This window comes from Dactylosporangium sp. McL0621 (assembly GCF_049995355.1).
Taxonomy (GTDB): Bacteria; Actinomycetota; Actinomycetes; order Mycobacteriales; family Micromonosporaceae; genus Dactylosporangium.
In genome coordinates, this window is the sequence record NZ_CP188259.1 from 5569840 (window position 1) to 5589668 (window position 19829).

The 19829-nt window shown below is 74.3% G+C and carries 23 protein-coding genes and 2 pseudogenes; 13 read left to right on the top strand and 12 right to left on the bottom strand.

Annotated features, from left to right (window positions below):
- Positions 1 to 21: 21 nt before the first annotated feature.
- Positions 22 to 546 carry an NAD(P)(+) transhydrogenase (Re/Si-specific) subunit beta gene (locus ACPPVO_RS26255; protein WP_426513805.1) on the bottom strand — a complete coding sequence of 175 codons (525 nt, stop codon included), beginning with the start codon at positions 544 to 546 and terminating at the stop codon, positions 22 to 24.
- Between the two features lie 146 nt (positions 547 to 692).
- Between ACPPVO_RS26255 and ACPPVO_RS26260 the strand changes: the two genes are divergently transcribed.
- The 9 genes and pseudogenes from ACPPVO_RS26260 (at position 693) to ACPPVO_RS26300 (ending at position 6705) form a co-directional block, all read left to right on the top strand.
- Entirely contained in the window at positions 693 to 1466 is a 774-nt protein-coding gene (locus ACPPVO_RS26260; protein ID WP_426513806.1) for a hypothetical protein, read from the top strand.
- An 18-nt stretch (positions 1467 to 1484) separates the two neighbouring features.
- Entirely contained in the window at positions 1485 to 2108 is a 624-nt protein-coding gene (locus ACPPVO_RS26265; protein ID WP_426514697.1) for an ABC transporter ATP-binding protein, read from the top strand.
- Entirely contained in the window at positions 2105 to 3592 is a 1488-nt protein-coding gene (locus ACPPVO_RS26270) for a DUF6297 family protein (RefSeq protein WP_426513807.1), read from the top strand. The genes ACPPVO_RS26265 and ACPPVO_RS26270 overlap by 4 nt, the downstream gene beginning before the upstream one ends.
- Positions 3593 to 3624: 32 nt before the next feature.
- A pseudogene (locus tag ACPPVO_RS26275) lies at positions 3625 to 4239 on the top strand (family 43 glycosylhydrolase); the annotation flags it as partial.
- 121 nt (positions 4240 to 4360) lie between these two features.
- Positions 4361 to 4756, top strand: a complete 396-nt coding sequence (locus ACPPVO_RS26280) for a hypothetical protein (protein ID WP_426513808.1) — start codon at positions 4361 to 4363, stop codon at positions 4754 to 4756.
- A gap of 4 nt (positions 4757 to 4760) precedes the next feature.
- Positions 4761 to 5795: a LacI family DNA-binding transcriptional regulator gene (locus ACPPVO_RS26285; RefSeq protein ID WP_426513809.1), complete on the top strand. Its 1035-nt coding sequence runs from the start codon at positions 4761 to 4763 to the stop codon at positions 5793 to 5795.
- Between the two features lie 33 nt (positions 5796 to 5828).
- A complete protein-coding gene (yidD, locus tag ACPPVO_RS26290) occupies positions 5829 to 6248 on the top strand; it encodes a membrane protein insertion efficiency factor YidD (RefSeq protein WP_426513810.1) in 420 nt (139 codons plus the stop codon).
- Positions 6249 to 6257: 9 nt separating this feature from the next.
- Complete coding sequence (locus ACPPVO_RS26295; RefSeq protein ID WP_426513811.1) at positions 6258 to 6425, top strand: DUF2278 family protein; 168 nt, start codon at positions 6258 to 6260, stop codon at positions 6423 to 6425.
- 52 nt (positions 6426 to 6477) lie between these two features.
- Positions 6478 to 6705: a DivIVA domain-containing protein gene (locus tag ACPPVO_RS26300; protein WP_360385592.1), complete on the top strand. Its 228-nt coding sequence runs from the start codon at positions 6478 to 6480 to the stop codon at positions 6703 to 6705.
- A gap of 3 nt (positions 6706 to 6708) precedes the next feature.
- Here the strand turns inward: ACPPVO_RS26300 and ACPPVO_RS26305 are convergent, their stop codons facing one another.
- The 5 genes and pseudogenes from ACPPVO_RS26305 to ACPPVO_RS26325 all read right to left on the bottom strand — a co-directional run.
- Positions 6709 to 7221, bottom strand: coding sequence for a tetratricopeptide repeat protein (locus ACPPVO_RS26305; RefSeq protein ID WP_426513812.1), 513 nt, complete (start codon positions 7219 to 7221; stop codon positions 6709 to 6711).
- Positions 7222 to 7225: 4 nt separating this feature from the next.
- Complete coding sequence (locus ACPPVO_RS26310) at positions 7226 to 7546, bottom strand: hypothetical protein (protein ID WP_426513813.1); 321 nt, start codon at positions 7544 to 7546, stop codon at positions 7226 to 7228.
- Positions 7547 to 7656: 110 nt separating this feature from the next.
- Entirely contained in the window at positions 7657 to 8322 is a 666-nt protein-coding gene (locus ACPPVO_RS26315) for a dihydrofolate reductase family protein (RefSeq protein WP_426513814.1), read from the bottom strand.
- Positions 8322 to 8786: an SRPBCC family protein gene (locus ACPPVO_RS26320; RefSeq protein ID WP_426514698.1), complete on the bottom strand. Its 465-nt coding sequence runs from the start codon at positions 8784 to 8786 to the stop codon at positions 8322 to 8324. The genes ACPPVO_RS26315 and ACPPVO_RS26320 overlap by 1 nt, the downstream gene beginning before the upstream one ends.
- A gap of 21 nt (positions 8787 to 8807) precedes the next feature.
- A pseudogene (locus tag ACPPVO_RS26325) lies at positions 8808 to 9146 on the bottom strand (ArsR/SmtB family transcription factor); the annotation flags it as partial.
- A 99-nt stretch (positions 9147 to 9245) separates the two neighbouring features.
- Between ACPPVO_RS26325 and ACPPVO_RS26330 the strand changes: the two are divergent.
- Positions 9246 to 11468, top strand: a complete 2223-nt coding sequence (locus tag ACPPVO_RS26330; protein WP_426513815.1) for an MMPL family transporter — start codon at positions 9246 to 9248, stop codon at positions 11466 to 11468.
- A 9-nt stretch (positions 11469 to 11477) separates the two neighbouring features.
- Here ACPPVO_RS26330 and ACPPVO_RS26335 read toward each other — a convergent pair whose 3' ends face one another.
- Together ACPPVO_RS26335 and ACPPVO_RS26340 are read right to left on the bottom strand one after the other, a co-directional pair.
- Entirely contained in the window at positions 11478 to 12239 is a 762-nt protein-coding gene (locus ACPPVO_RS26335; RefSeq protein WP_426513816.1) for an ATP-binding protein, read from the bottom strand.
- A 175-nt stretch (positions 12240 to 12414) separates the two neighbouring features.
- On the bottom strand, positions 12415 to 13431 hold the full coding sequence (locus ACPPVO_RS26340; RefSeq protein ID WP_426513817.1) for a methyl-accepting chemotaxis protein: 1017 nt from the start codon (positions 13429 to 13431) through the stop codon (positions 12415 to 12417).
- A gap of 97 nt (positions 13432 to 13528) precedes the next feature.
- Here ACPPVO_RS26340 and ACPPVO_RS26345 point away from each other — a divergent pair, with 97 nt between their 5' ends.
- Complete coding sequence (locus tag ACPPVO_RS26345; protein ID WP_426513818.1) at positions 13529 to 14107, top strand: helix-turn-helix domain-containing protein; 579 nt, start codon at positions 13529 to 13531, stop codon at positions 14105 to 14107.
- Positions 14088 to 14462, top strand: a complete 375-nt coding sequence (locus ACPPVO_RS26350; RefSeq protein WP_426513819.1) for a RidA family protein — start codon at positions 14088 to 14090, stop codon at positions 14460 to 14462. Before ACPPVO_RS26345 ends, ACPPVO_RS26350 begins: the two co-directional genes overlap by 20 nt.
- Positions 14463 to 14492: 30 nt before the next feature.
- On the opposite strand, the gene ACPPVO_RS26355 is transcribed toward ACPPVO_RS26350, so the two are convergent.
- Positions 14493 to 14963, bottom strand: a complete 471-nt coding sequence (locus ACPPVO_RS26355; protein ID WP_426513820.1) for a nucleoside deaminase — start codon at positions 14961 to 14963, stop codon at positions 14493 to 14495.
- Positions 14964 to 15406: 443 nt separating this feature from the next.
- Between ACPPVO_RS26355 and ACPPVO_RS26360 the strand changes: the two genes are divergently transcribed.
- A complete protein-coding gene (locus ACPPVO_RS26360) occupies positions 15407 to 16060 on the top strand; it encodes a TetR family transcriptional regulator (protein ID WP_426513821.1) in 654 nt (217 codons plus the stop codon).
- Positions 16061 to 16226: 166 nt separating this feature from the next.
- Here the strand turns inward: ACPPVO_RS26360 and ACPPVO_RS26365 are convergent, their stop codons facing one another.
- From ACPPVO_RS26365 to ACPPVO_RS26375, 3 genes are read right to left on the bottom strand one after another with little or no spacing between them, the layout of a single operon-like run.
- Positions 16227 to 16973 carry a class I SAM-dependent methyltransferase gene (locus tag ACPPVO_RS26365; RefSeq protein WP_426513822.1) on the bottom strand — a complete coding sequence of 249 codons (747 nt, stop codon included), beginning with the start codon at positions 16971 to 16973 and terminating at the stop codon, positions 16227 to 16229.
- A gap of 5 nt (positions 16974 to 16978) precedes the next feature.
- Positions 16979 to 18616 carry an acyltransferase gene (locus ACPPVO_RS26370; protein WP_426513823.1) on the bottom strand — a complete coding sequence of 546 codons (1638 nt, stop codon included), beginning with the start codon at positions 18614 to 18616 and terminating at the stop codon, positions 16979 to 16981.
- Complete coding sequence (locus tag ACPPVO_RS26375; RefSeq protein ID WP_426513824.1) at positions 18609 to 19817, bottom strand: M20 metallopeptidase family protein; 1209 nt, start codon at positions 19815 to 19817, stop codon at positions 18609 to 18611. Before ACPPVO_RS26375 ends, ACPPVO_RS26370 begins: the two co-directional genes overlap by 8 nt.
- Between the last annotated feature and the right edge of the window lie 12 nt (positions 19818 to 19829).

Consider the following 19829-nt stretch of genomic DNA (forward strand, 5'->3'; position numbering starts at 1 on the left):
GCTCGACCGCCGGTCAGGTCGTCATGTACGGCGGCTCCCCGGTCCTGGTCGTCCGCGGCGCGGTGCGGCCGCGGCGATCGCGCCGAGGCCGGCCCTCGCGTCGGCGAAGCACATGCCGGTGCGCGGATCGGTGTACAGCTCGTTGTCGATCCCGGCGTATCCGTGGCCCATGGATCGCTTGATCACCACGACGTTCTGCGCCTTGACGACGTCGAGGACCGGCATCCCGGAGACGGCGTTGCCCGGGTGGTGCGCGGCGGGATTCGTCACGTCGTTGGCCCCGATCACCAGGGCCACGTCGGCCCGGCCGAGCTCCTCGTTGGCCTCCCGCAGCTCCAGCATCTGCGGGTACGGCACGTCGGCCTCCGCCAGCAGGACGTTCATGTGGCCGGGCATCCGCCCGGCGACCGGGTGGATCGCATAGCTGACCGCGACGCCGCGTTCCTGCAGCAGCTCGCCGAGCTCGGCCGCCTGCCGCCGGGCCTGGGCGGCGGTCCGGCCGTAGCCGGGCACGAATACCACGCGGTCGGCGTAGGCCAGCGGCATTGCCACATCGTCGGGGCTGACCCGGCGTACCGGTGCCGCCGGTGTGCGCCGTATCGGCTTATCGGCCAGGTGGCCACCCTCCAGATGGCCGCGCCCGCGCGCCCGGTAAGCTGCGCGGCCGAGGGTGGCGTACTGACTGGAGAAGGATGACCGAAGTCACTGTCGTCTACAGCCCGTGGTACGTCCTCGGAGTCTTCCTCGCCAACGGCATCGGCCTCGTGCTGACCGTGTTCTGCCTGGTTCGCATGGCCGACGCGCGCCGTTCGACAGGCAACCGGGCGCTGCTCGTCTTCGGCGCCGCCTGGGGCCTGATCGAGACCGCGCGCGACGACGCGCTGTTCGTGCTCGCCACCGCCGTGCACCTGCGCGACGACCGGGTGCAGTTCTACCTCGCCCCGGGTCTCCTGCTGACCATCGGCGCGATGGTCATTGCCGTCGCCGTGCTCGGCGTCGCCGCGGCCTGGCCGCGGACGCTGTGGACGATCTGCGCCGGGGTCACGGTCGGCCTGCTGGCCTCGGGGATGGTCGTGCAGTCGGTGCTGTCGGCGCGGTCCGGGTACGTCACCTCGATCGACGTGCCGGACGTGGTCGCGGTCTCGGCCGGCCTGACCGCGATCATCGCCGTCGGGGTGTGGCTGGCGACCGGGGCGACCGAGCGGTGGGCGATGGCGATGCCGATCCTGGTGGTGGCGGCGGTCATGACCGTGGCGCAGTACATGATGGCCGGTGAGGTGACGGTCGATCTCTCCGAGACCGTCGACGACGCGTCCGGCGCGCCGCCGCTCACGCTGATCTTCATCACGGTGGCGGCGCTCGGCGTGCGGATGATCGCGCTCACCGTGCTCAGTATCACCGACGAGGACAGAGTCGAGCGGGTCGCCGAGGCCTACGAGGGCGACCGCCGGGCCATGCGGCCGTAGACTCGGCCGGTGCTGACCATGGACCGGCTCAAGGTCGGGTACGGGGACCGGGTCGTCATCGAGGAGCTGAGCCTCACGCTTGAGGCGGGCGAGGCCGTCGCCCTGCGCGGCCCCAACGGCATCGGCAAGTCCACGGTGCTGCGCTGTGTGGCCGGGCTGCTCGAGCCCACCGACGGCACGGTGCTCGTCGGCGGCGAGCCGGTCGACGAGCGCGGCGCCGGGTTCCGCCGGGCCGTGGCCTCGCTGCTCGAGCCGCCCGCCTGGTATCCGGGGCTGTCCGCGCGCGAGCACCTGACCCTGGTCCGGCTGGCCAACGCCCCGGTCGGCACGGACTGGTTCGCCGACGGCGAGCTCGCCGGGCGCCTCGGCGTCGACGGGTTCGCCGACGCCTCGCCGGGCAGCCTCTCCTCCGGGCAGCGCCAGCGCCTCGCGCTCGCCATGGTGCTCGACCGCCCGAGCCGGCTGCTGCTGCTCGACGAGCCGGAGCGCCACCTCGACCAGGAGGGCCGGGGGACCGTCGCGGCGCTGCTCGACGAGTACCTCGGCCGGGGCGGCGCCGCGCTGCTCGCCTCCCACGACCCGACGGTCACCGCCGGCTGCGAGGTCATCGAGCTCGGGCACGACTGGGTCGACGAAGAATGACCTCGACCAGCGTTCGCCGCTGGATCCGCAAGCGGCAGCGGGCCCACGGCGACGCGTCCGACCGGTTCGAGACCGTGTACACCCTCGTGCTGCTCGCGGCGATGGTCGGGTACATGATCTGGGCCCAGGTGCGCTCCGTCCTCAGTGGCCAGACGGCGGCCCCGGCCGGGGTCCGCGAGGGCGTCGTGCTCGCCGCCGGGCTGGCCTGGTGCGCGGCGCTGCTGGCGGCGGCGGCCGCGCTCGGCCCGGTGTCGACGTCGGCGCCCGCGCTGCAGTGGCTGTTCACCGCCCCGCTGGACCGGCGGCCGCTGCTCGCCCCGGCGGCGGCGCAGGTGCTCGGGCTGGGGCTGCTGGCCGGGCTCGCGCAGGGCCTGCTCACCCTGACGCTGTCCACCACCGGCGCGGCCGCGGTGCTCGTCGCCGCGGTCGCCGGCGGGGTGCTGGTCGTCGGGGCCGCGGCGCTCGTGCAGTCCGCGAGCCGCCGCCCGGCCCGCCGCCTCTCCGCCGCCGCCACGGTCCTCGCGATCACGGCCGCCGCGGTCGGGGTCCTCGCCGCCACCGGCACCCCGGTCGGCGCCGTCGCCGCGACCGGCCCGTGGGGCTGGCCGCTGCTCGCCGGCCGGCACACCTGGGTGGCGGTCCTCGTCGCCGCCGCGGCCTTCGGGGTGCCGTTTCCGCTGTGGTACCGCCTGAGGTCCTACACCCTCGCCAACCTCACCGACGCCGCGCAGAGCAGCGGCGCGGCCACCGCCGTCTTCGTCACCCTGGACCCGGGCCTCGCCTCGCGCGCGGCCGAGGAGCGGCGCTGGCGCGGCCGCCGGCTCGGCCCCGACCGCCTGCCGCGCCTGAGGGGCCGGCTCGCCGTCACCGGCCAGGACGCGCTGCTGGTGGCCCGTTCACCGGTGCGGCTGCTGCTGGCCGGCGCGCTGACGACCGTGCCGGTGCTCGCGACCGGGCTGCCGGTGTCGCGCTGGGTGATCGCCGGCGCGTGGCTGCTGGCCGGGGTGGTCGCGGCCGCCGCCGGCACCGCGAACGCCCGCCGCGACCGCGACGACCCGACCCTGGCCCGGCTGCTGGGCCTGACCGACGGGCAGCTGTTCACCGGCCGGGTCGCGGTACCGGTCCTGCTGTGCACCGTGTGGTCCACGATCGCGATGACCGCGGTCGGTGCCCAGTCCGGCGGCGGCCTCGGCCCGTGGGCGCTGCTCGGCGTGTGCGCCGGCCCGGGCCTGGCCGCCGGCGCGCTGCGCTCGGCCCGGCGCCGCCAGGTCCGCCACGACATCGCCCCGCTGGTGTCGCCGGCCGGGACGATGCCGACCGGCCTGCTCATGTGGCTCGCCGGCGGCGTCGACGTCGCCGTGCTGGCGCTGTGGCCGGCGCTGCTGGCGATCGTGACCCGGCACCCGCAGGCGGCGCTGGCGAACCAGCTGCCGTTCTCGGTCGGCGCGGTCGCGGCGATGATCATCGCCGCCCGCCGCCCCTGACTTTCTGAAAGTTTCCGATCCCGCTGCCGGGCGTGCCGGGCATCGACCCGGACCTCGCCTGGGACGACGACGGCACCTGCTACTGCACGGTCGCCGGCGTCTCGCAGGTGCGCCTCGACCCGCACAGCGGGCGGGTGCTGGGCGAGCCGCGCCGGATCTGGTCCGGCTCGCCGGGGGCGAAGGCCCCGGAGGCGCCGCACCTGTACCGCATCGGCGAATACTGGTACCTCCTGCTGGCCGAGGGCGGCACCGAGCGCGGCCACGCGGTCTCCATCGCCCGCGGCCCGACCCCGGCCGGCCCGTTCGAGCCGTGCCCGGACAACCCGATCGCGACCCACCGCGGCCTCGACCACCCGATCCAGAACACCGGCCACGCCGACCTGGTGCAGGCGCCCGACGGCTCGTGGTGGATGGTGCTGCTCGGGGTGCGCCCGCACGGCGGCACCCCCGGCTGGCACGTGCTGGGCCGGGAGACGTACCTCGCCCCGGTGCGCTGGGCCGGCGGCTGGCCGGTCGTCGACGAGGTGCCGCTGGAGCTGCCGGCCCCGCCCTGGCCGCTGCGCCCGCAGGCGGCCGAGCCGGCCCGCGACGACTTCGACGACGCCGAGCTGCACCCGCGCTGGATCTCGCCCCGCCGGCGCGCGGCCGAGCAGTGCACCACCAAGGAGCGCCCCGGCTGGCTGACCCTGCGGGCCGGCGACGGCGCTCGACGAGCTCGGGGTCACCTTCGTCGGCCGGCGCCAGCAGCACCTGTCCTGCCGGGTCCGGGTGCGGTTCGACCCGGGGGAGGGGCGCGGCGGCCTGGCCGTCCGGCTCGACGAGCGCCACCACTACGCGATCGAGGCCGCCCGCGGCACCGTCGGGGTGCTCGCCCGGATCGGCCCGCTGCGCACCCTGGTGGCGAGCCGCCCGATCCCGGCCGGCCCCGTGGTGCTGCGGATCGACGTGGCCGCGCCGGCGGACCTCGACGACCCGCGCGACGGCCCGGACCGCCTGACCATCGGCGTGGAGTGGTCCGACGGTATCTTCGCCGCCCTGGCCACGCTCGACGGGCGCTACCTGTCGACCGAGGTCGCCGGCGGATTCACGGGCCGGGTCATCGGTCTGTACGCCGCCCAGGGCACCGTGCACGCGGACTGGTTCGAGTATGAGCGCCTATCCTGACCGGATGGATTCGACGCGGGCCGACCCGTCCACGCCGGTGACGATCGCCTACATCGCCGAGACCGCCGGTGTGTCAGTGCCGACCGTCTCGAAGGTGATCAACGGGCGTTCGGGCGTGGCCGCCGAGACCCGGGCCCGCGTCGAGGCGCTCGTCAACGAGTTCGGGTACCGCCGCCCGGCCCCGCCCAACCGCGGCGACCTGATGGAGCTGGTGTTCGAGCAGCTCGAGCACCTGTGGGGCACCGAGATCATCCGCGGCGTGCAGCGGGTCGCCCGCAAGCACCACGTCGGCGTCGTGCTGACCGAGTTCGGCCCGCAGGGCAGCGCCATCCGCTACTGGATCGACGACGCGATCGAGCGCCGCCCGGCGTGCGTGGTCACGGTGGCCCAGCTCACCCAGGAGCAGCGCGACCAGCTGCGGGCCCGCGGCATCCCGTTCGTCGTCTTCGACCCGATGAACGAGCTGCCCGACGATGTACCTTTCGTCGGCGCCACGAACTGGTCCGGCGGGCGCGCGGCCACCCGCCACCTCGCGGGCCTGGGCCACCGCCGCATCGCCATGGTGGGCGGCCCGGACCAGGTGCTGTACTGCCGCGCGCGCCTCGACGGCTACCGCTCGGCCCTCGACGCCGAGCGCCTGCCGGCCGACCCGGCCCTGCTGGTGCGGGCCGAGCTCTCCCTCGAGGGCGGCCTCGCGGCGGGGCGGGAGCTGCTCGCGCGGCCGGACCGGCCCACCGCGGTGTTCGCGGCCAACGACCTGCAGGCCCTCGGGGTGTACCAGGCCGCCCGCGAGCGGGGCCTGCGCATCCCCGGCGACCTCAGCGTGGTCGGCTTCGACGACCTGCCGGTGGCCGCCCTGATGGACCCGCCGCTGACGACCGTGCACCAGCCGCTGATCGAGATGGCGGTGGCCGCTACCGAGCTCGCGCTCGCCCTCGGCCGCGGCGAGCAGCCGCCGCAGCTGGGCGTCGAGCTCGCCACAACGCTGAAGGTCCGGGGGAGCACCGGCCCGTTGTCCGATCCGGTACAGCGGTCTTGATCACCGCCGCCGCCGCTGGGCACAATGCCGGGCGTGGACGAGGCGGTGACGAACCCGAGGCGGCGTTGGTGGCAGGGCTGGTCCGACTGTGACCTCAGCGGCTGCGACTTCGACCTCGACTTCTGCGACGGCTGCGACGGCTGCGACGGCTGCGACTGCAACCCGTTCATGCTGGGCTCGCTGCTGACGATGATGGCGATCGCGGCCCCGACCCGCCCGCCCCGGCGCCGCACCAGTGGCCCGGGCCGCGCGGGCGTGGTGGCGATCCGCGGCTACCAGCGGTTCCTGTCGCCGCATCTGCCCTTCCGGTGCCGGCAGACCCCGTCGTGCAGCAACTACGGGCTGGAGGCGGTGCGCCGCTACGGCCTCGTCGAGGGCTCGCGCCTGACCGCCGCGCGGATCAAGCGCTGCAACCCGTCGACCCCGCGGGGCACCCACGACCCGGTGCCGTAACACGGCACAATGACGGCATGTCAGGGCGATCCGGCGGACAGCCAGTGGTACGACGAAAACGGCCCCTGGCAGGACGGCGTGACCATGGTCGAGCGCCCCGACGGCCGCTACGAGGTGTTCCAGAACAAGTTCACGTCGCAGTCGTTCCACACCGACGACCGGGGCCATCCGGCGTGACCTTGCCGGACGGTGTGTGCGCTTCGGGTGGGGCAGGCGCACACTCGCAGGTATGACGCACTTCGCGAATGAGTTCCGCGGCTACGAGCGCACCGAGGTCGACGCGTTCGTGGACAAGGCCAACCCCGCCATCGCCTCCGGTGATCCGGCCCGGGTGGCCGAGGCCCGCGCCGAGGCCCAGGCCGTCACCTTCCACACCTCGATGCGGGGGTACAACAAGCAGGAGGTCGACCACTACCTGCGCCGCATCGCCAAGGGCCGCCCGGACGACCGCGACTGAAACCTACTGCGGTTCGACCAGCCGGCGCGCGTAGTTGGCCATCGAGCGCTGGTAGCGCGGCAGGTGCGGGGCGAGCGCCGCGACGGCGACCGACACCGCCTCCCGCTCCCGCCCGGTGTCGGCCAGGCACAGCGCGAGCGTCGCGCTGACCGCGTCGGCGAGACCCCGCGTCGGCTCGTCGAGCGTGGCCGGGTCGACGGCGCGCTCGGCCTCGAGCAGCCCGACGGCCTGCTCGACCCGCCCGACGTTGCGCAGCGAGCTGGACATCTGGATCACGGCCCGGCGGCGCCGGTACCCGCCCAGCCCGCCCGCGAGCGCCTCCTGGTACAGCGGGACGGCCCGGTCGGAGTGCCCGGTCGAGTCCCACGCACTGGCCCGCTCGAACGCGGCGACGGGATCGCCCGCGGGCCGCTCGCCGGCCAGGCCGTCGATCAGCGCCCGGAACGCATCCTCGCGCCCCTCGTACTCGTCGATCGACGCCCACGCGCCCTGCACCCGCTGCTCCCACGTACTCATGCGATCAAGGCTGCCCGACGCCGCCGGCGAGCCGGCGGCCGGGGTCGAGATCGATGATCACCCCGGGCCCGGGCCCGGGCCCGGACGTCGGCGGCGGCCGGCGCCGCAGCAGCCCCGCGAGGAGCGCCCCGGCCGTGGCCGCCACGAACAGGTGCAGGACCTCGGCGTCGCGATCGCGGTCGGGCACAGCGACGACGACCGTGCGCGCGGGCGGGCCGGACCCCTCCGGCGGAGGCGGCGAGCCGGCCGCGGCCCCGCCCCCGGCGACGAGGGCGGCGACCATGACGACGAGGGCGGATCCGGCGCGGCGAACAAGGTTTGACATACCATCGAGGCTGCCGTCCGAGGCCGTGCGCCGGCATCGGGAAGAGCTTCCCGGGTTTCCGGCCCGGCACCCCCGGGTTGCCCCGGGGGCCGCCGATATTGCGCCGCCGGCTACCGCTTCCCGACGGTGTAGGTCAGGTGGGTCACCCGGGACGACGCGTCCGAGCGGGTCTGCTCGAGAGAGATGCGGTCGCGGTCCACGCGGTCGAACAGGCGGATGCCGGTGCCGAACAGCACGGGCGCGAGGGTGATCGAGAACTCGTCGATCAGGCCGGCGTCCAGGTACTCCTGGATCGTCTCGCCGCCGCCGGCGATGCGGATGTCGCGGTCACCGGCGGCCTCGCGGGCCTGTTCGAGGGCGCTGGCGATGCCGTCGTTGACGAAGTGGAAGGTGGTGCCGCCCGGCCGCTCCCACGGCTCACGCCGGGTGTGGGTGACGACGAACACCGGGGTGTGGAACGGCGCCTCCTCCGGCCAGGCGAGTTCGCCGCCGTCGAACATCCGCTTGCCCATGACGCTCACGCCGGTGCGCTCGTACGTCGCCCGGGCGACGTCGTTGTCGACACCTTCCTCGCCGCCCTCGCCGAGCTTGAGGTTCTCCCGGAACCACCGCTGCGGGAACAGCCACGCCTGCAGCTCCGACCACTTCGTCATCCAGCGCTGGACCCCCGGGTCGCTCTGACCGGCGGGCGAGAAGGCGAGCTCGACGGGCACCGTCTCCGGCGCCATGAACCCGTCGAGCGACATCGTCACGCTGAAGAACACCTTTCCGGCCATCAGCTCTGCGTTCCCTTCGGTATGGTCTCGTTCCCGGTGAGCTCGGCGACGTAGGCCGCCAGGTTGTCCAGCGTCTGCCGGCCGCCCTCGATCGCGTGGTATTTCTCCACCGCCTCCTGCCGGAGCTCCTTGGTGGGGAACACCGTGCGCATCACGATCCGGGTCTCCTCGCCGGCCGGCTCGAAGGTCAGGACCGACTCGAAGGCGTTGGGATCGTCCCGGGACTCGCCGTGCACCAGCGCGATCCGCTCCGGCGGCACGATCTCGGTCCAGGTGATCCACTCCTGGTAGTCGGTCCCGTCCGGCCCGTGCATCACGAAGTCCCAGTCCCCGCCGACGCGGAACTCGAAGGACCGCGTCGTGGTCGTGAACCCTGCCGGTCCCCACCACTGCGACAGGTGCCGGACCTGTGTGAACACCTCGAACACCAGCTCCCGGGGGGCGCCGATGGCCCGGGAGAGCACGATCTCGCGGTCCGCGGTGGTTTCCCCGGCCCCGCCTTGTTTCAGACTTCGCACGTACTCGTCCATTCGGTCGAAGGTCTCGTTCCAGAATTTCTCGAAGCCGCCCACCCACTCGTGGACCGGCCGCAGCCCGCGGGCGTCCAGGCCGTACAGCCGCTGCTTGCCCGCCTCGCGGACGCGCACCAGCCCGACCTCGCGGAGCACCCGCAGATGCTTGGACGCCTGGGGCTGGCTCATCCCCAGGTCCCGCGCCAGCGCGGTCACGGCCCGCTCGCCGCCCCGCAGCAGCACGAGGATGTCCCGCCGCTGCGGCTCGGCGATCGCGTTGAACGTGTCCGAGGTCGTCGCCGCTCGTGCCATGGCGCAATCATATGCCTATAACGGAATGCGTCAACCGTGAGTTCGCACGAACGGGACATGGCCGTTTTCGCGCGTCGATGGATGGGCACAACGCGGGGCATGGAGATGCGCAGCAGGTGGCGGCCGAGCTTGTTGCCGCGGGCGTACGCCACCCTCGTCGTGGCGTTGCGGTGGCTCGTGGTCGGCGGGTGGGCGGCGGCGGCCGTGGCCTCGGTGATCTACCTGCCGGCCGTCGGGCAGGGCGGCAGCGACCTGGAGCAGCTCGTCTCCACCGACAACCCGGCGATCCGCAGCGAGCTGCGCTCGTTCGACAAGTTCGGGTTCCCGCTGCTCAGCCGGGTCGCGGTGGTGCAGCGCAACCCGCAGGGGCTGCCGCGGCAGACGCAGGCCGATGCGATCGAGCGGGCGCAGGCGGTCAGCGACGGGACGTACACCGACGCCGGTCCCATCCGGGCGGCTGTTCCCGTCATGAACACCCTCGGGCTGTTCCCGGGCTCGGCCGAGGACGGCACCACGATCGTGACGCTGCTGTTCACCGACCCCAGCGTCAACTTCGCGGGGCAGGTCAAGGCCGCGGAGCGGTTCGTCGCCGCGCACTACGATGCCGACGACCAGGTCGTGGGCATCACCGGGTCGGTACCGGCCCGCGTCGAGCAGGCGCGGATCGTGCAGTCGTCGGTGTCGCGGCTGGAGCTGATCACCATCGCGGCGGTGTTCCTCATCGTCGCCGTCGCGTTCCGCTCGATCGTCGCCCCGCTGGTGGCGCTCACGGTGGCCGGCGCCGCGACCCTGCTGACCCTGCACGTCGGCGGGGCGCTGGCGCTGAAGCTCGGGGTACCGGTGCCGCAGGAAACCCAGCCGCTGCTCGTCGCGCTGCTGCTCGGCGTCGTCACCGACTACGTCGTGTTCTACCTCTCGGCGGTCCGGCGCGCGCTGGCCGCCGGCGAGACACGGCTCGACGCGGCCCGGCAGGCGACCGCCCGGTTCACGCCGATCATCGCCACCGCCGGGCTGACCGCGGCCGCCGGCACCGGGGCCCTGATCGTGGCCGGCTCGCCCGCGTTCCGCGCGTTCGGCCCGGGCATGGCCCTGGCCATCCTCATCGGCGTGCTCGTGGCCGTCACGCTCGTCCCGGCGCTGCTGGCGATCCTGGGCCGGGCGGCGTTCTGGTCACCGCTGCGGCGTACCGCACCCACCGAACCGCCGGTGAGCGCGCCCGCCGGCGGCCGCTGGTGGGCGCGGCTGCTGACCCGGCGCTGGTTCGCGCTGCCGATGCTGCTGGTGTGCACGGCGGGGCTGGTCGTGGCCGCGCTGCCGCTGGCGCACATCAAGCTCGGGGTGTCGTTCGTCGAGGCGCTGCCGGCGGACCGCCCCGCACGGGCCGCCGCGACCGCCGCCGAGACCGGGTTCGCCGACGGGATCCTCTCGCCCACGGAGGTACTCCTGGAAGGCAACGCGGTCGGCGGCCGCGAGGCCGAGCTCGGGAAGCTGCAGCAGGCCCTCGCCCGCGAGCCCGGCGTCGCCGCCGTGCTCGGCCCGACCACGCCCAACCTGCCGAAGGGCTACGACGTCTTCCGCTCCTCCGACGGCGCCGCCGCCCGCTACGTGCTGATCCTCGCCGACGAGCCGCTCGGGGCTCGGGCCGTGCAGACGCTGAACCGGCTCGACCGCGACCTGCCGGGCCTGCTGTCCGCGGCCGGGCTGGACGGCGTGCAGGCGAGCCTCGGCGGCGACACCGCGGTCGCCCGGGTCATCGTCGACCAGACGACCCACGACCTGGGCCGGATCGCGATCGCCGCGCTGCTGGCCAACCTGCTGTTCCTGATGCTGTTCATGCGGGCCCTGCTCGCGCCGATCGGGCTGCTCGCGTGCAGCGTCCTGGCGATCGGGGCCACCCTCGGGCTCACCACGTGGCTGTTCCAGGACGTGTTCGGCGCCGACGGGCTGACGTTCTACGTGCCGTTCGCGGCGGCGGTGCTGCTTGTCGCGCTCGGCTCCGACTACAACATCTTCGGCATCGGCCCGGCCTGGCGCGAGGCCCGCACCCGGCCGCTGCGCGAGGCCCTGGCCCTGACCCTGCCGCACTCGGCGCGGGCGATCCGCACGGCCGCGTTCACCCTGGCGGTGAGCTTCGGCCTGCTGCTCATCGTGCCGCTGCGGCCGTTCCGGGAGCTGGCGTTCGCGCTGTCCGTCGGGGTGCTGATCGACGCGTTCGTCGTACGGTCGCTGCTCGCCCCGGCCCTGCTCAGCGTGCTCGGCTCGACGGTCGCGCCGGAGCCGGAGCCGGTCGACACCGAGCCGGTCGAGGTGCCGGCCGGCTGAGATCCCCGTTCACACCGGCCGCGCGCGCAGGGTGGCCCAGACCACCTTGCCGCGGGCGGTACGGTCGCAGCCCCAGGCCGTCGCCGCCCCGGCCACGAGGCGCAGGCCGTTGCCGCGCATCGCCGGCGTCACCGTGACCTCCTTGGGCCAGACGCGCATCCGCGGCAGGGTCGGCACCTCGTCCTCCACGGCGAGGTGCACCAGGTCGGCGGCCCGGCGCGTCATCGTCACGGTGAACGGGGTGCCCGCGTGCTCCACCGCGTTCGTGGCCAGCTCGGACATGACGAGGCGGGCCGGGTACAACAGGCTGACCAGGCCCCAGGCGCGGCAGGTGTCGTCGACGAGGTTGCGGGCCTCCGACGGGGACAGCACGGTGGGCTGCAGGTGCAGGCGGGCCCGCCCGAACGGCGGCGTGGTGCCCGCGAGCTGGTGCACGGCCACCGCCCGGTCCCGGTGGATGGGGACCCGGCTGGCCACGCCGCTGGCGTGCAGCCGGGCCACGTGGTCCGCACCGCCGACGACGACGAGTGGTACCGGAGGACGTTGCACGGCGCCCTGCTGCTCGGCCAGCAGCACCGTCGGGGTCAGCGCGCGGTCGACGTCCAGCAGGCCCCCGACGTCGAGCACCAGCGCGCGCGGCTGCTGGGCCAGCGCCTTGCGGACCGCGGCCAGCAGATCGACCCGCAGCCGCCAGGTCCACCGGCCCCGGGCCACGATCTCGACCACGGCCAGATCGACGATGTCGCGCACGGTAACCGCTGCTTGCAGCATGTCGGATGTCCTCGCACAGTAGTCCGGCCCGATTTGGTCAGCTGGTTGGCGCGCTGTCCATCGATATGCTCCGGTCGCTGAGCGAACTACGCAATCAGAAAGCGAAAGTTGCAGGCGGTGCGTTGCACAAGATGACCGTTCGCATGACGGCCAACGAGTGAGGCCCCGCAAATGCCTAACGCCGCCCCGGTACCGACACGGTCTGCTCCCGCACGAGGGAGTCGACGGCCTCCTGGGTCGAGCGCAGCGTCGCCATCGTGGCGTTGATCTGCTGGATGCTCTTCACGGCCTCGCCGGTCTGCGTCCGGATCTCCTTGATCTGCACCTCGATCTGCTCGGTCGCCTGCCCGGTCTCGGTGGACAGCTCCTTGACCTCGCCCGCGACGACGGCGAAGCCCTTGCCCGCGTCGCCGGCCCGGGCCGCCTCGATCGTGGCGTTGAGGGCCAGCAGGTTGGTCTGGGCCGCGATGCTCGTGATGAGCTTGCCGACGTTGCCGATCTCGATGCTGCTGGCGTCGAGCCGGCCGATCGTCGCGGCGGCCTCGTCGGCCCGCGCGGCGGCCGCCGTCACGGCCTCGCTGAGCTCGCGGCTGACCTGCCCGAGCCGCGCCGCCGACGCGGTCGGCTGGGTGAGCTGGTGCTCGGCGGTGGCCATGAGGTTCTTCTCGTTGTCGATGTCGAACAGCGCGCCCGCGACGCGCAGGGGCGTCCCTTGGCGGTCCCGCTTCGTCGCCCCGGTCGCCCGGAACCAGCGGTAGCTGCCGTCCTTGAGCGCCAGCCGGTACTCGATGTTGTACGGGATCCGGCCGGTCCGGTCGTTGAGGTGGTTCATGAACGCGGTGACCACGCGGTCCACGTCCTCGGCGTGCAGGCGCGACGACCAGCTGCTGAGGATGTTCGGGAAGTCGCGCTCGTCGCTGAAGCCGAGCATGCGCCGGAAGTCCTGGGACCAGTTGAACGTGTTGTTCGGGTTCACCGGATCGTCGGCGACGACGTCCATGTCCCACAGGCCGATCCCGGCCGCGTCGGTCATCAGCTCGAACCGCTCCAGGGCCGCCGACTGGTGCTCGCGCAGCTGCGCGACCTCGGCTCGGAGCGCGTCCCGCTCCGCGACCACGGACGCCGGGCTCGTGTCGTACGCCGTCGTGGCGCCCGATCCGGCCGTGTCCTTCGCTCCCCGTCCCCACGCCATGCGCAGACCCCCGTCCTCGTCGTATGACCTGTCGGCGGCGCCCGGCCGAGTTAAGGGGCTCCGCTATAGCGGAACTTTTTCCGCTATGCTGGACGGCATGGACGAGATCGTCGCGGCGCTGGGCGGGCGGCTGCGCGACCTGCGCCAGGCCCGCGGGCTCAGCCTCGAGCACCTGGCCACGGCGAGCGGGGTCAGCCGCAGCATGATCTCCGACGTGGAGCGCGGCGCCCGGTCGCCGACGGTCCTCGTGCTCGCCCGCCTCGCGACCGCCCTGGGCACCACCGTGGCGCGGCTGCTCGGCGAGGACCGCCCGGCCCGCGCGATCCTCCTGCGCCGCGGCGAGCAGCACGCCATCGACCACCCCGACGGCTGGCAGCGGCGCATCCTGTCGCCGGTGCTGCCGGGCGTCGAGTTCGAGCTCATCCGCACCCACGTGGCCGCGGGCGTCTCCATCGGTACCTTCGCCGCCCACGCCGCCGGATCGCGCGAGTACGTCGCGGTCGAGTCCGGCGAGCTGACCGTGGCCCTGGACGGCGCCGAGCACCGCCTCGGCCCCGGCGACGCCCTGTACTACGAGTCCGACCGCACCCACGCCTTCGCCAACCCTGGCGGCACCGAGTGTGTCTACTACACCGCCATGAGCGTCAGGAGCTCCGGTGACGATCACCGCCCTTGACCCGTCCGCCCTGCCCGAACCGACGGGCAACTACACCCACGGCACCCTGGTGACCGGCGCCGAGCGCACCGTCTACGTCAGCGGCCAGGTCCCGTGGGGCGAGGTCCCGGAGGACTTCGACTCCCAGTGCCGCCTGGTCTGGGCGAACATCGGCACGGTCCTGGCCGCGGCGAGCCTGGGCTACGGCAACCTCGCGAAGATCACGACGTACCTGTCCGACCGCCGCCACCGCGAGGCCAACGCCCGCATCCGCGCCGAGGTCCTGGGCGAGCACCGCCCGGCGATCACCATCATCATCGCGGACATCTACGCCGAGGAGTGGCTGCTGGAGATCGAGGCTGTCGCCGTCGCGTAGCCCTCGGGGCCCTCGGGGCTGAGCGCCCGGTCAGGCCCAGAAGCCCTCGTGGACGGCGACCGCGCCGGGCAGCGGGACCGGGCCCTCGACGGCGATCGGGCGGCCGCCGCGGGCGAAGACCTCGCGGCAGGGCAGGCGCAGCGGCGGTACACCCTCCTCTTCCGCGACCATCGAGGCCAGGTCGGCCTCGGAGAGCGCGAACACCACCCGGCCGATGCCCGACCAGTAGATGGCGCCGGAGCACATCGCGCACGGCTCGGTGCTGGTGTACAGCGTGCTGCCGCTCAGCGTCGCCCGGTCCAGGCCCGCGGCGAGCCGCACCAGGTTGGTCTCGGCGTGCCCGGTCGGGTCGGCACCGGTGACGACGCTGTTGCGCGCCTCGAGCACCGTGCCGCCGGGCGCGGCGAGGAGCGCGCCGAACGGGTGGTCGCCGCGCTCGCGGGCCTCGCGGGCGAGGGCGACGGCCCGCTCCAGGTACGCCCGATCGGCGGCGGTGAGCACGTCAGAAAGCGTAACGCCAGCTCCGGCCGTGGTGGACGAAGGGGACGTGCAGCTCCGCGGGAGCCGCCCCACGCTGACGGCCCGCGCCACGGCGGCGACGTTGTGGGCCTCCTCGTGCAGCCGGGCGGCCCACCGCCACCGCCACCGGCGGCGGTGCGCGACCGGCGGCCCTGGTGGCCGGCGGCCCTGGTGGCCGGCCGCCCTGGTGGCCTGGCCGAGCGCCGCCGCAGCAGCGCGAGGACGCCGAGCAGCACGGCGAGCATCCCGACCGGCGGCACGACGTGCCAGGCCGGTGAGTGCGCCGGGCCGGCGGCCCGACCGTGGCGGTGGAGAGCAGGGCCAGCCCGACCACCGAGGCGGCCTCCCGATGCGGCCGGAAGTAAGCGGTTGTTTACTACGGGGATTCGGTCGCGTTACGCTGCTTGCGGACGAGAGGACGAGCAGTGGCACGAGCAGGTCAGAACGCGGCGGTCCCCGCCGAACCCGGTGGCCGCGCGCCGGGTGGCTCCGCGCCGGTGCGCCGCCGCCGCAACGCCGAGCAGACCCGGCAGGCCCTGCTCGACGTGGCGATCGGCCGGTTCGCCCGCGACGGCTACTCGTCCACGACGGTCCGGGACATCGCCGACGAGGCGGGCGTGAACGTCGCGCTCATCAACCGGTACTTCACGTCCAAGGAGGGGCTGTTCGAGGCCTGCCTGGCCGCCGCGGTCACCGATCTGCGCCGCGAATCCGACAACACGTCCGTCGCGGCCGTCGCGCCCGCGATGGCGCACCGGATCGCGAGCTCCGCCCACGACGGGCGCCTGCCCGACATGCTCCTGCTGCTGTTGCGGTCCTCCGGCGACGGCCGGGCCGACGCCATCCGCCGTGACTTCGTGCACACGATCACCGAGCGGATGGCGACCGCGGCCGGCGGTCATCCGCCCGGCGACCGGGCGGCGCTGCTGCGGGCCCAGATCCTGCTGGCGGCGGCCCTGGGCATGACGCTGCTGCGCTCGTCCATGGGCGTCCAGCCGCTCGTCGCCGCCACCGAGCAGGACCTCACCGAGCCGCTGTCCGACCTCGTCGCCGTCCTGCTCCGGCCCGGCGAAGCGTGACGGCTCACCGAGGCGTGACGGCTCACCGAAGCGCGACGGCTCAGCGAGGCGTGATGGCTCAGCGAGGCGTGACGGCTCAGCGAGGCGTGATGGCTCAGCGAGGCGTGATGGCTCAGCGAGGCGTGACGGCTCAGCGAGGCGTGATGGCTCAGCGAGGCGTGACGGCTCAGCGCGAGCAGACGAGCGCGAACGCGTTCGGCAGGCGGCCGCGGAAGGCGGCGGCGTCGAGGCCGCCCGCGCGCCAGAACGGTTCCGCGTACTCCGACAGATGCCGGACCGTCAGCCCCGCCGCGACCACCGCGGTCACGATCTCGCCCAGCGTCCACAGCCACACCGTCGCCCCGACGCCGGGGAAGGTGTCGCTGAGGTAGCTGCGGTCGAAGTAGCCGCGGTCGCCGCGGATGCGGGGCTCGTCCAGGTCCCACGTCCACAGTGGATGCGCCGGGTGCTCCTCGTACACGAACAGGTGTCCGCCCGGGCGGAGCAGGCGCGCCGCGTCGCGGGCCCACGCCGCGATGTCGGGCTGCCAGATCAGGGCGCCCTTGCCGGTGTACACCAGGCCGGCGCACCCGTCGGCCAGCGGCGCGCCCGGCAGCGCGGCCACCACGTAGGTGCACGCGAACCCCAGGGCGTCGGCCCGGCGCTGGGCCGCCCCGGCGGTGGTGGCGCTGTAGTCCACGCCGACCACGCGGCGGGCGCCCGCCCGGACCAGGGCGATGTCGTCGAGGCCGTGGCCGCTCTGCAGGTGTACCACCAGAGGCCCGTCCCGCAGCAGCGGCTCGAGCAGCGCGGCCTCGGCGGGGAAGAGCGACGAGCCGGTGCGCGCCTCCTCCAGCAGCTCGTCGTGCTCGTCGACGTACTTGCGCGCCGCCGCCTCCCAGATGGCCCGGTTCCGCCGGGTCGAGGAGTCCATGGCGGTCATCCGCCCGCGCGGTGGACGCCGCGCGGGCGGTAGCCGAGGCGGTCCGCCTGGCCGGTCAGGTCGGCCAGGAGCCAGACGATGGCGAGCCACATCTCGGTGCCCTGCAGGCCCGGGACGGTCGCCTGGTCGCCGGCGGCGTCGCGGTGCGGGGCGCGGAAGCCGAAGCCCAGGCCCTCCGTCCAGTGGCCGAGCGCGTCCCGCAGCAGCGTGCGGGCCAGCGCGTCCACCTCCTCGTGGCGGTACCCGGTGTGCCGCGTCAGCCACAGCGGGTGCGCGATGTCGAGGATGTTGCACGCGTTCTGGCGCTCCGGGCGGGTGACGCGCCCGTCGCGGGCGTGGCGCAGGACGGTGTCGATGACGCGCTCCGGGTACGGCACCGGCAGTCCGAACTGCGCGAAGCTGCCCCGCGAGGCGCGGTAGAAGCCGTTGACGACCTGCAGCAGACCGTCGTCGGGCCGGGGCGAGCCCCACATGCCCGTGTTCGGGTCGGCGTTGGCCAGCAGCCAGCCGAACAGCGTCTCGACCGCGCCGGGGCGGCCCGGCTCGCCGAGCTCCTGGTTGCGGTACATCGCGGTGGCCAGCACGTCCACCCAGTGCCCGGACGCCCAGGTGTCCGTCCACCACGGCCGGCTCCGCAGCCCGAAGAGGATCTCCTGCGGCTCGGCGTCCGCGACGACCCGGATCGGGTGGGGGAAGCGGGCGCCGAGCAGGTCGAGGGCGTACCCGACGCAGAGCACGTGGTAGTCGGCGCCGGGGTCGAACAGGCCCGGCTCCGGCGGCCGCTGGCTCCCGTCCGGGTTCAGGGGCCCGACCATGCCGGTCTCCGGGTCCTGCCAGCCCTGCAGCCGCTCGACCTGGTCGTGGAAGTCCAGCTGCGGCGGCGCGGTCTCCAGCAGCAGGTCGGCGATCTCGATCGCGTCGCACTGGGCCCGCACGGTCGGCGGCGCCCCCGGCGTGTCGCGGAACAGCCCGTCGTCGCCGAAGCAGCGGTCGAGGATCGCGGTGGCCCGCGACCGGGCGGCGTCGGCGAACCGTGCCACGTCGCTGTCGAACGTCGGCCGGACGCGCCACTTGAGCACCTTCGCCGGGTTGCCGCCCACGACCGCGCCCGCGGGCACGTCCTTGGTGACGACGGCCCCGGCCGCGAGGACCGCGCGGTCGCCGACCGTCACGCCGTCGAGGACCAGGACGTGCGAGCCGATCCACACGTCGTCGCCGATCGTGATGCCGAGGCTGCCCATGGGCTGGCGGAACACCTCGACCTCGGGGTCGGCGAAGCCGTGGTTGAACCCGAGCAGCGACGTGTGCGCGCCGACGCGGACGGCGGTGCCGAGGCGGATCGTGCCGCGCACCACCGCGTACGGGTTGACGGAGCAGTCGCGGCCGGTGTGCAGGGTGCCGCTCACGTACGCGTACGCCGCGATGTAGCTGCGCTCGCCCAGCTCCAGCTCGTCGTTGGCGATCGACGCCAGCTCGGAGACGAAGCACTCCGCGCCGATGCGGTGCCCCGGCCGCCGCCCGAGTGCCTCCTGCCGTACCCGCTGGCGCTCCCGGTCCTCCTCCGCCGCCTCGGCCGCGAACGACCACGGCGCGTAGTCGAAGCGGTGCCGGTCGTGCGCTCCGGAGTCATCCATGGTCACCATGGTCGCCGACCGCCCGGTGCGCGAGCCACCCGGCCATGGCGCGCACGCCGTGGGCGATCGCGCGCTCGTCCGGGTCGAAGGCGCCGAAGTGCGGGAAGGCGGTCTCGATCGAGGCGCCCGGCCGGCGTACGCCGAGGAACGTGTAGGTGCCCGGCAGCCGCCGCAGGAACAGCGCGAAGTCCTCGCCGTTGTACGGCAGCGCGGCGTGCAGCCCGACGACACGGTCGCGGCCGTTCGTCCGGCGCAGGTACCGGGCCAGCGCCTCGCCGTCCGCCGGGGGGACGACCATCGCCGGGAACGGGTCGCCGGGGTACTCCACCGTGGCCGGCCCGGCCGCCGCGGCGAGCCGCCCGACGTCGGCGCGCAGGGCGGTCCAGCGGGCCTCGGGCCAGCAGCGGTACGACACCTGGACCCGCTCCCCGGCGGCGGCCGCCCGCATGAACACGAACTCGGCGTACGGGCCGTGCGGGATCTGCACGTCGGCGACGAGCCGCTCCATCTGCGCCGGGCTCGCGGGCAGGCCCACGGTGCCGAGCGCGTTGATCGCGGCGGCGAGCCCCGTCGCCCGGTCGGCCGCGCCGGGCCCGGTCAGCGTGACCGTCGCGTGGTCCTGGCCGGGCAGACCGAACCCGGGCATGACGGCGAACTGCCCGACCGGGAACGGGCCGCAGTGCAGGGCGTGGATCTCCTGCGGGCGGGTGTGCTCCAGCACGTGATCGGCGAGCATCGCGGCCGCGCCCGTGAGCGACTCCTCGCCGGGCTGGAAGACGAAGACGACGGTGCCCGCGAGCCGGCGGCGCTGCCGGGCCAGGGCCTCGGCCACGCCGACGCCGACCGTCGTGTGGATGTCGTGGCCGCACACGTGCGCGGCGGAGGCTCCGGCGGGGATCTGGCCCTGTGCGGGTACCGCATCCATGTCGGCGCGATAGGCGACGGTCCGGCCCCGGCCGCCGCCGCGGAGCACCCCGACGACGCCGTGCCCGCCGATGCCGGCGGTGACCTCGAGCCCGGCCGCGCGCAGCCGCCGCGCGACCACGCCGGCCGTGTAGGCCTCCTGGCCGGAGAGCTCGGGATGACTGTGCAGATCGCGGCGCAGCCGGATCAGGTCGTCGGCGTCGCCGCCCCGGCCGAGCACGGGAACGAACGCGGATGCGGCGGCGGCGCCGAGGACGGCGCGGCGGGTGATTGGCATGCGTCAAGCCTG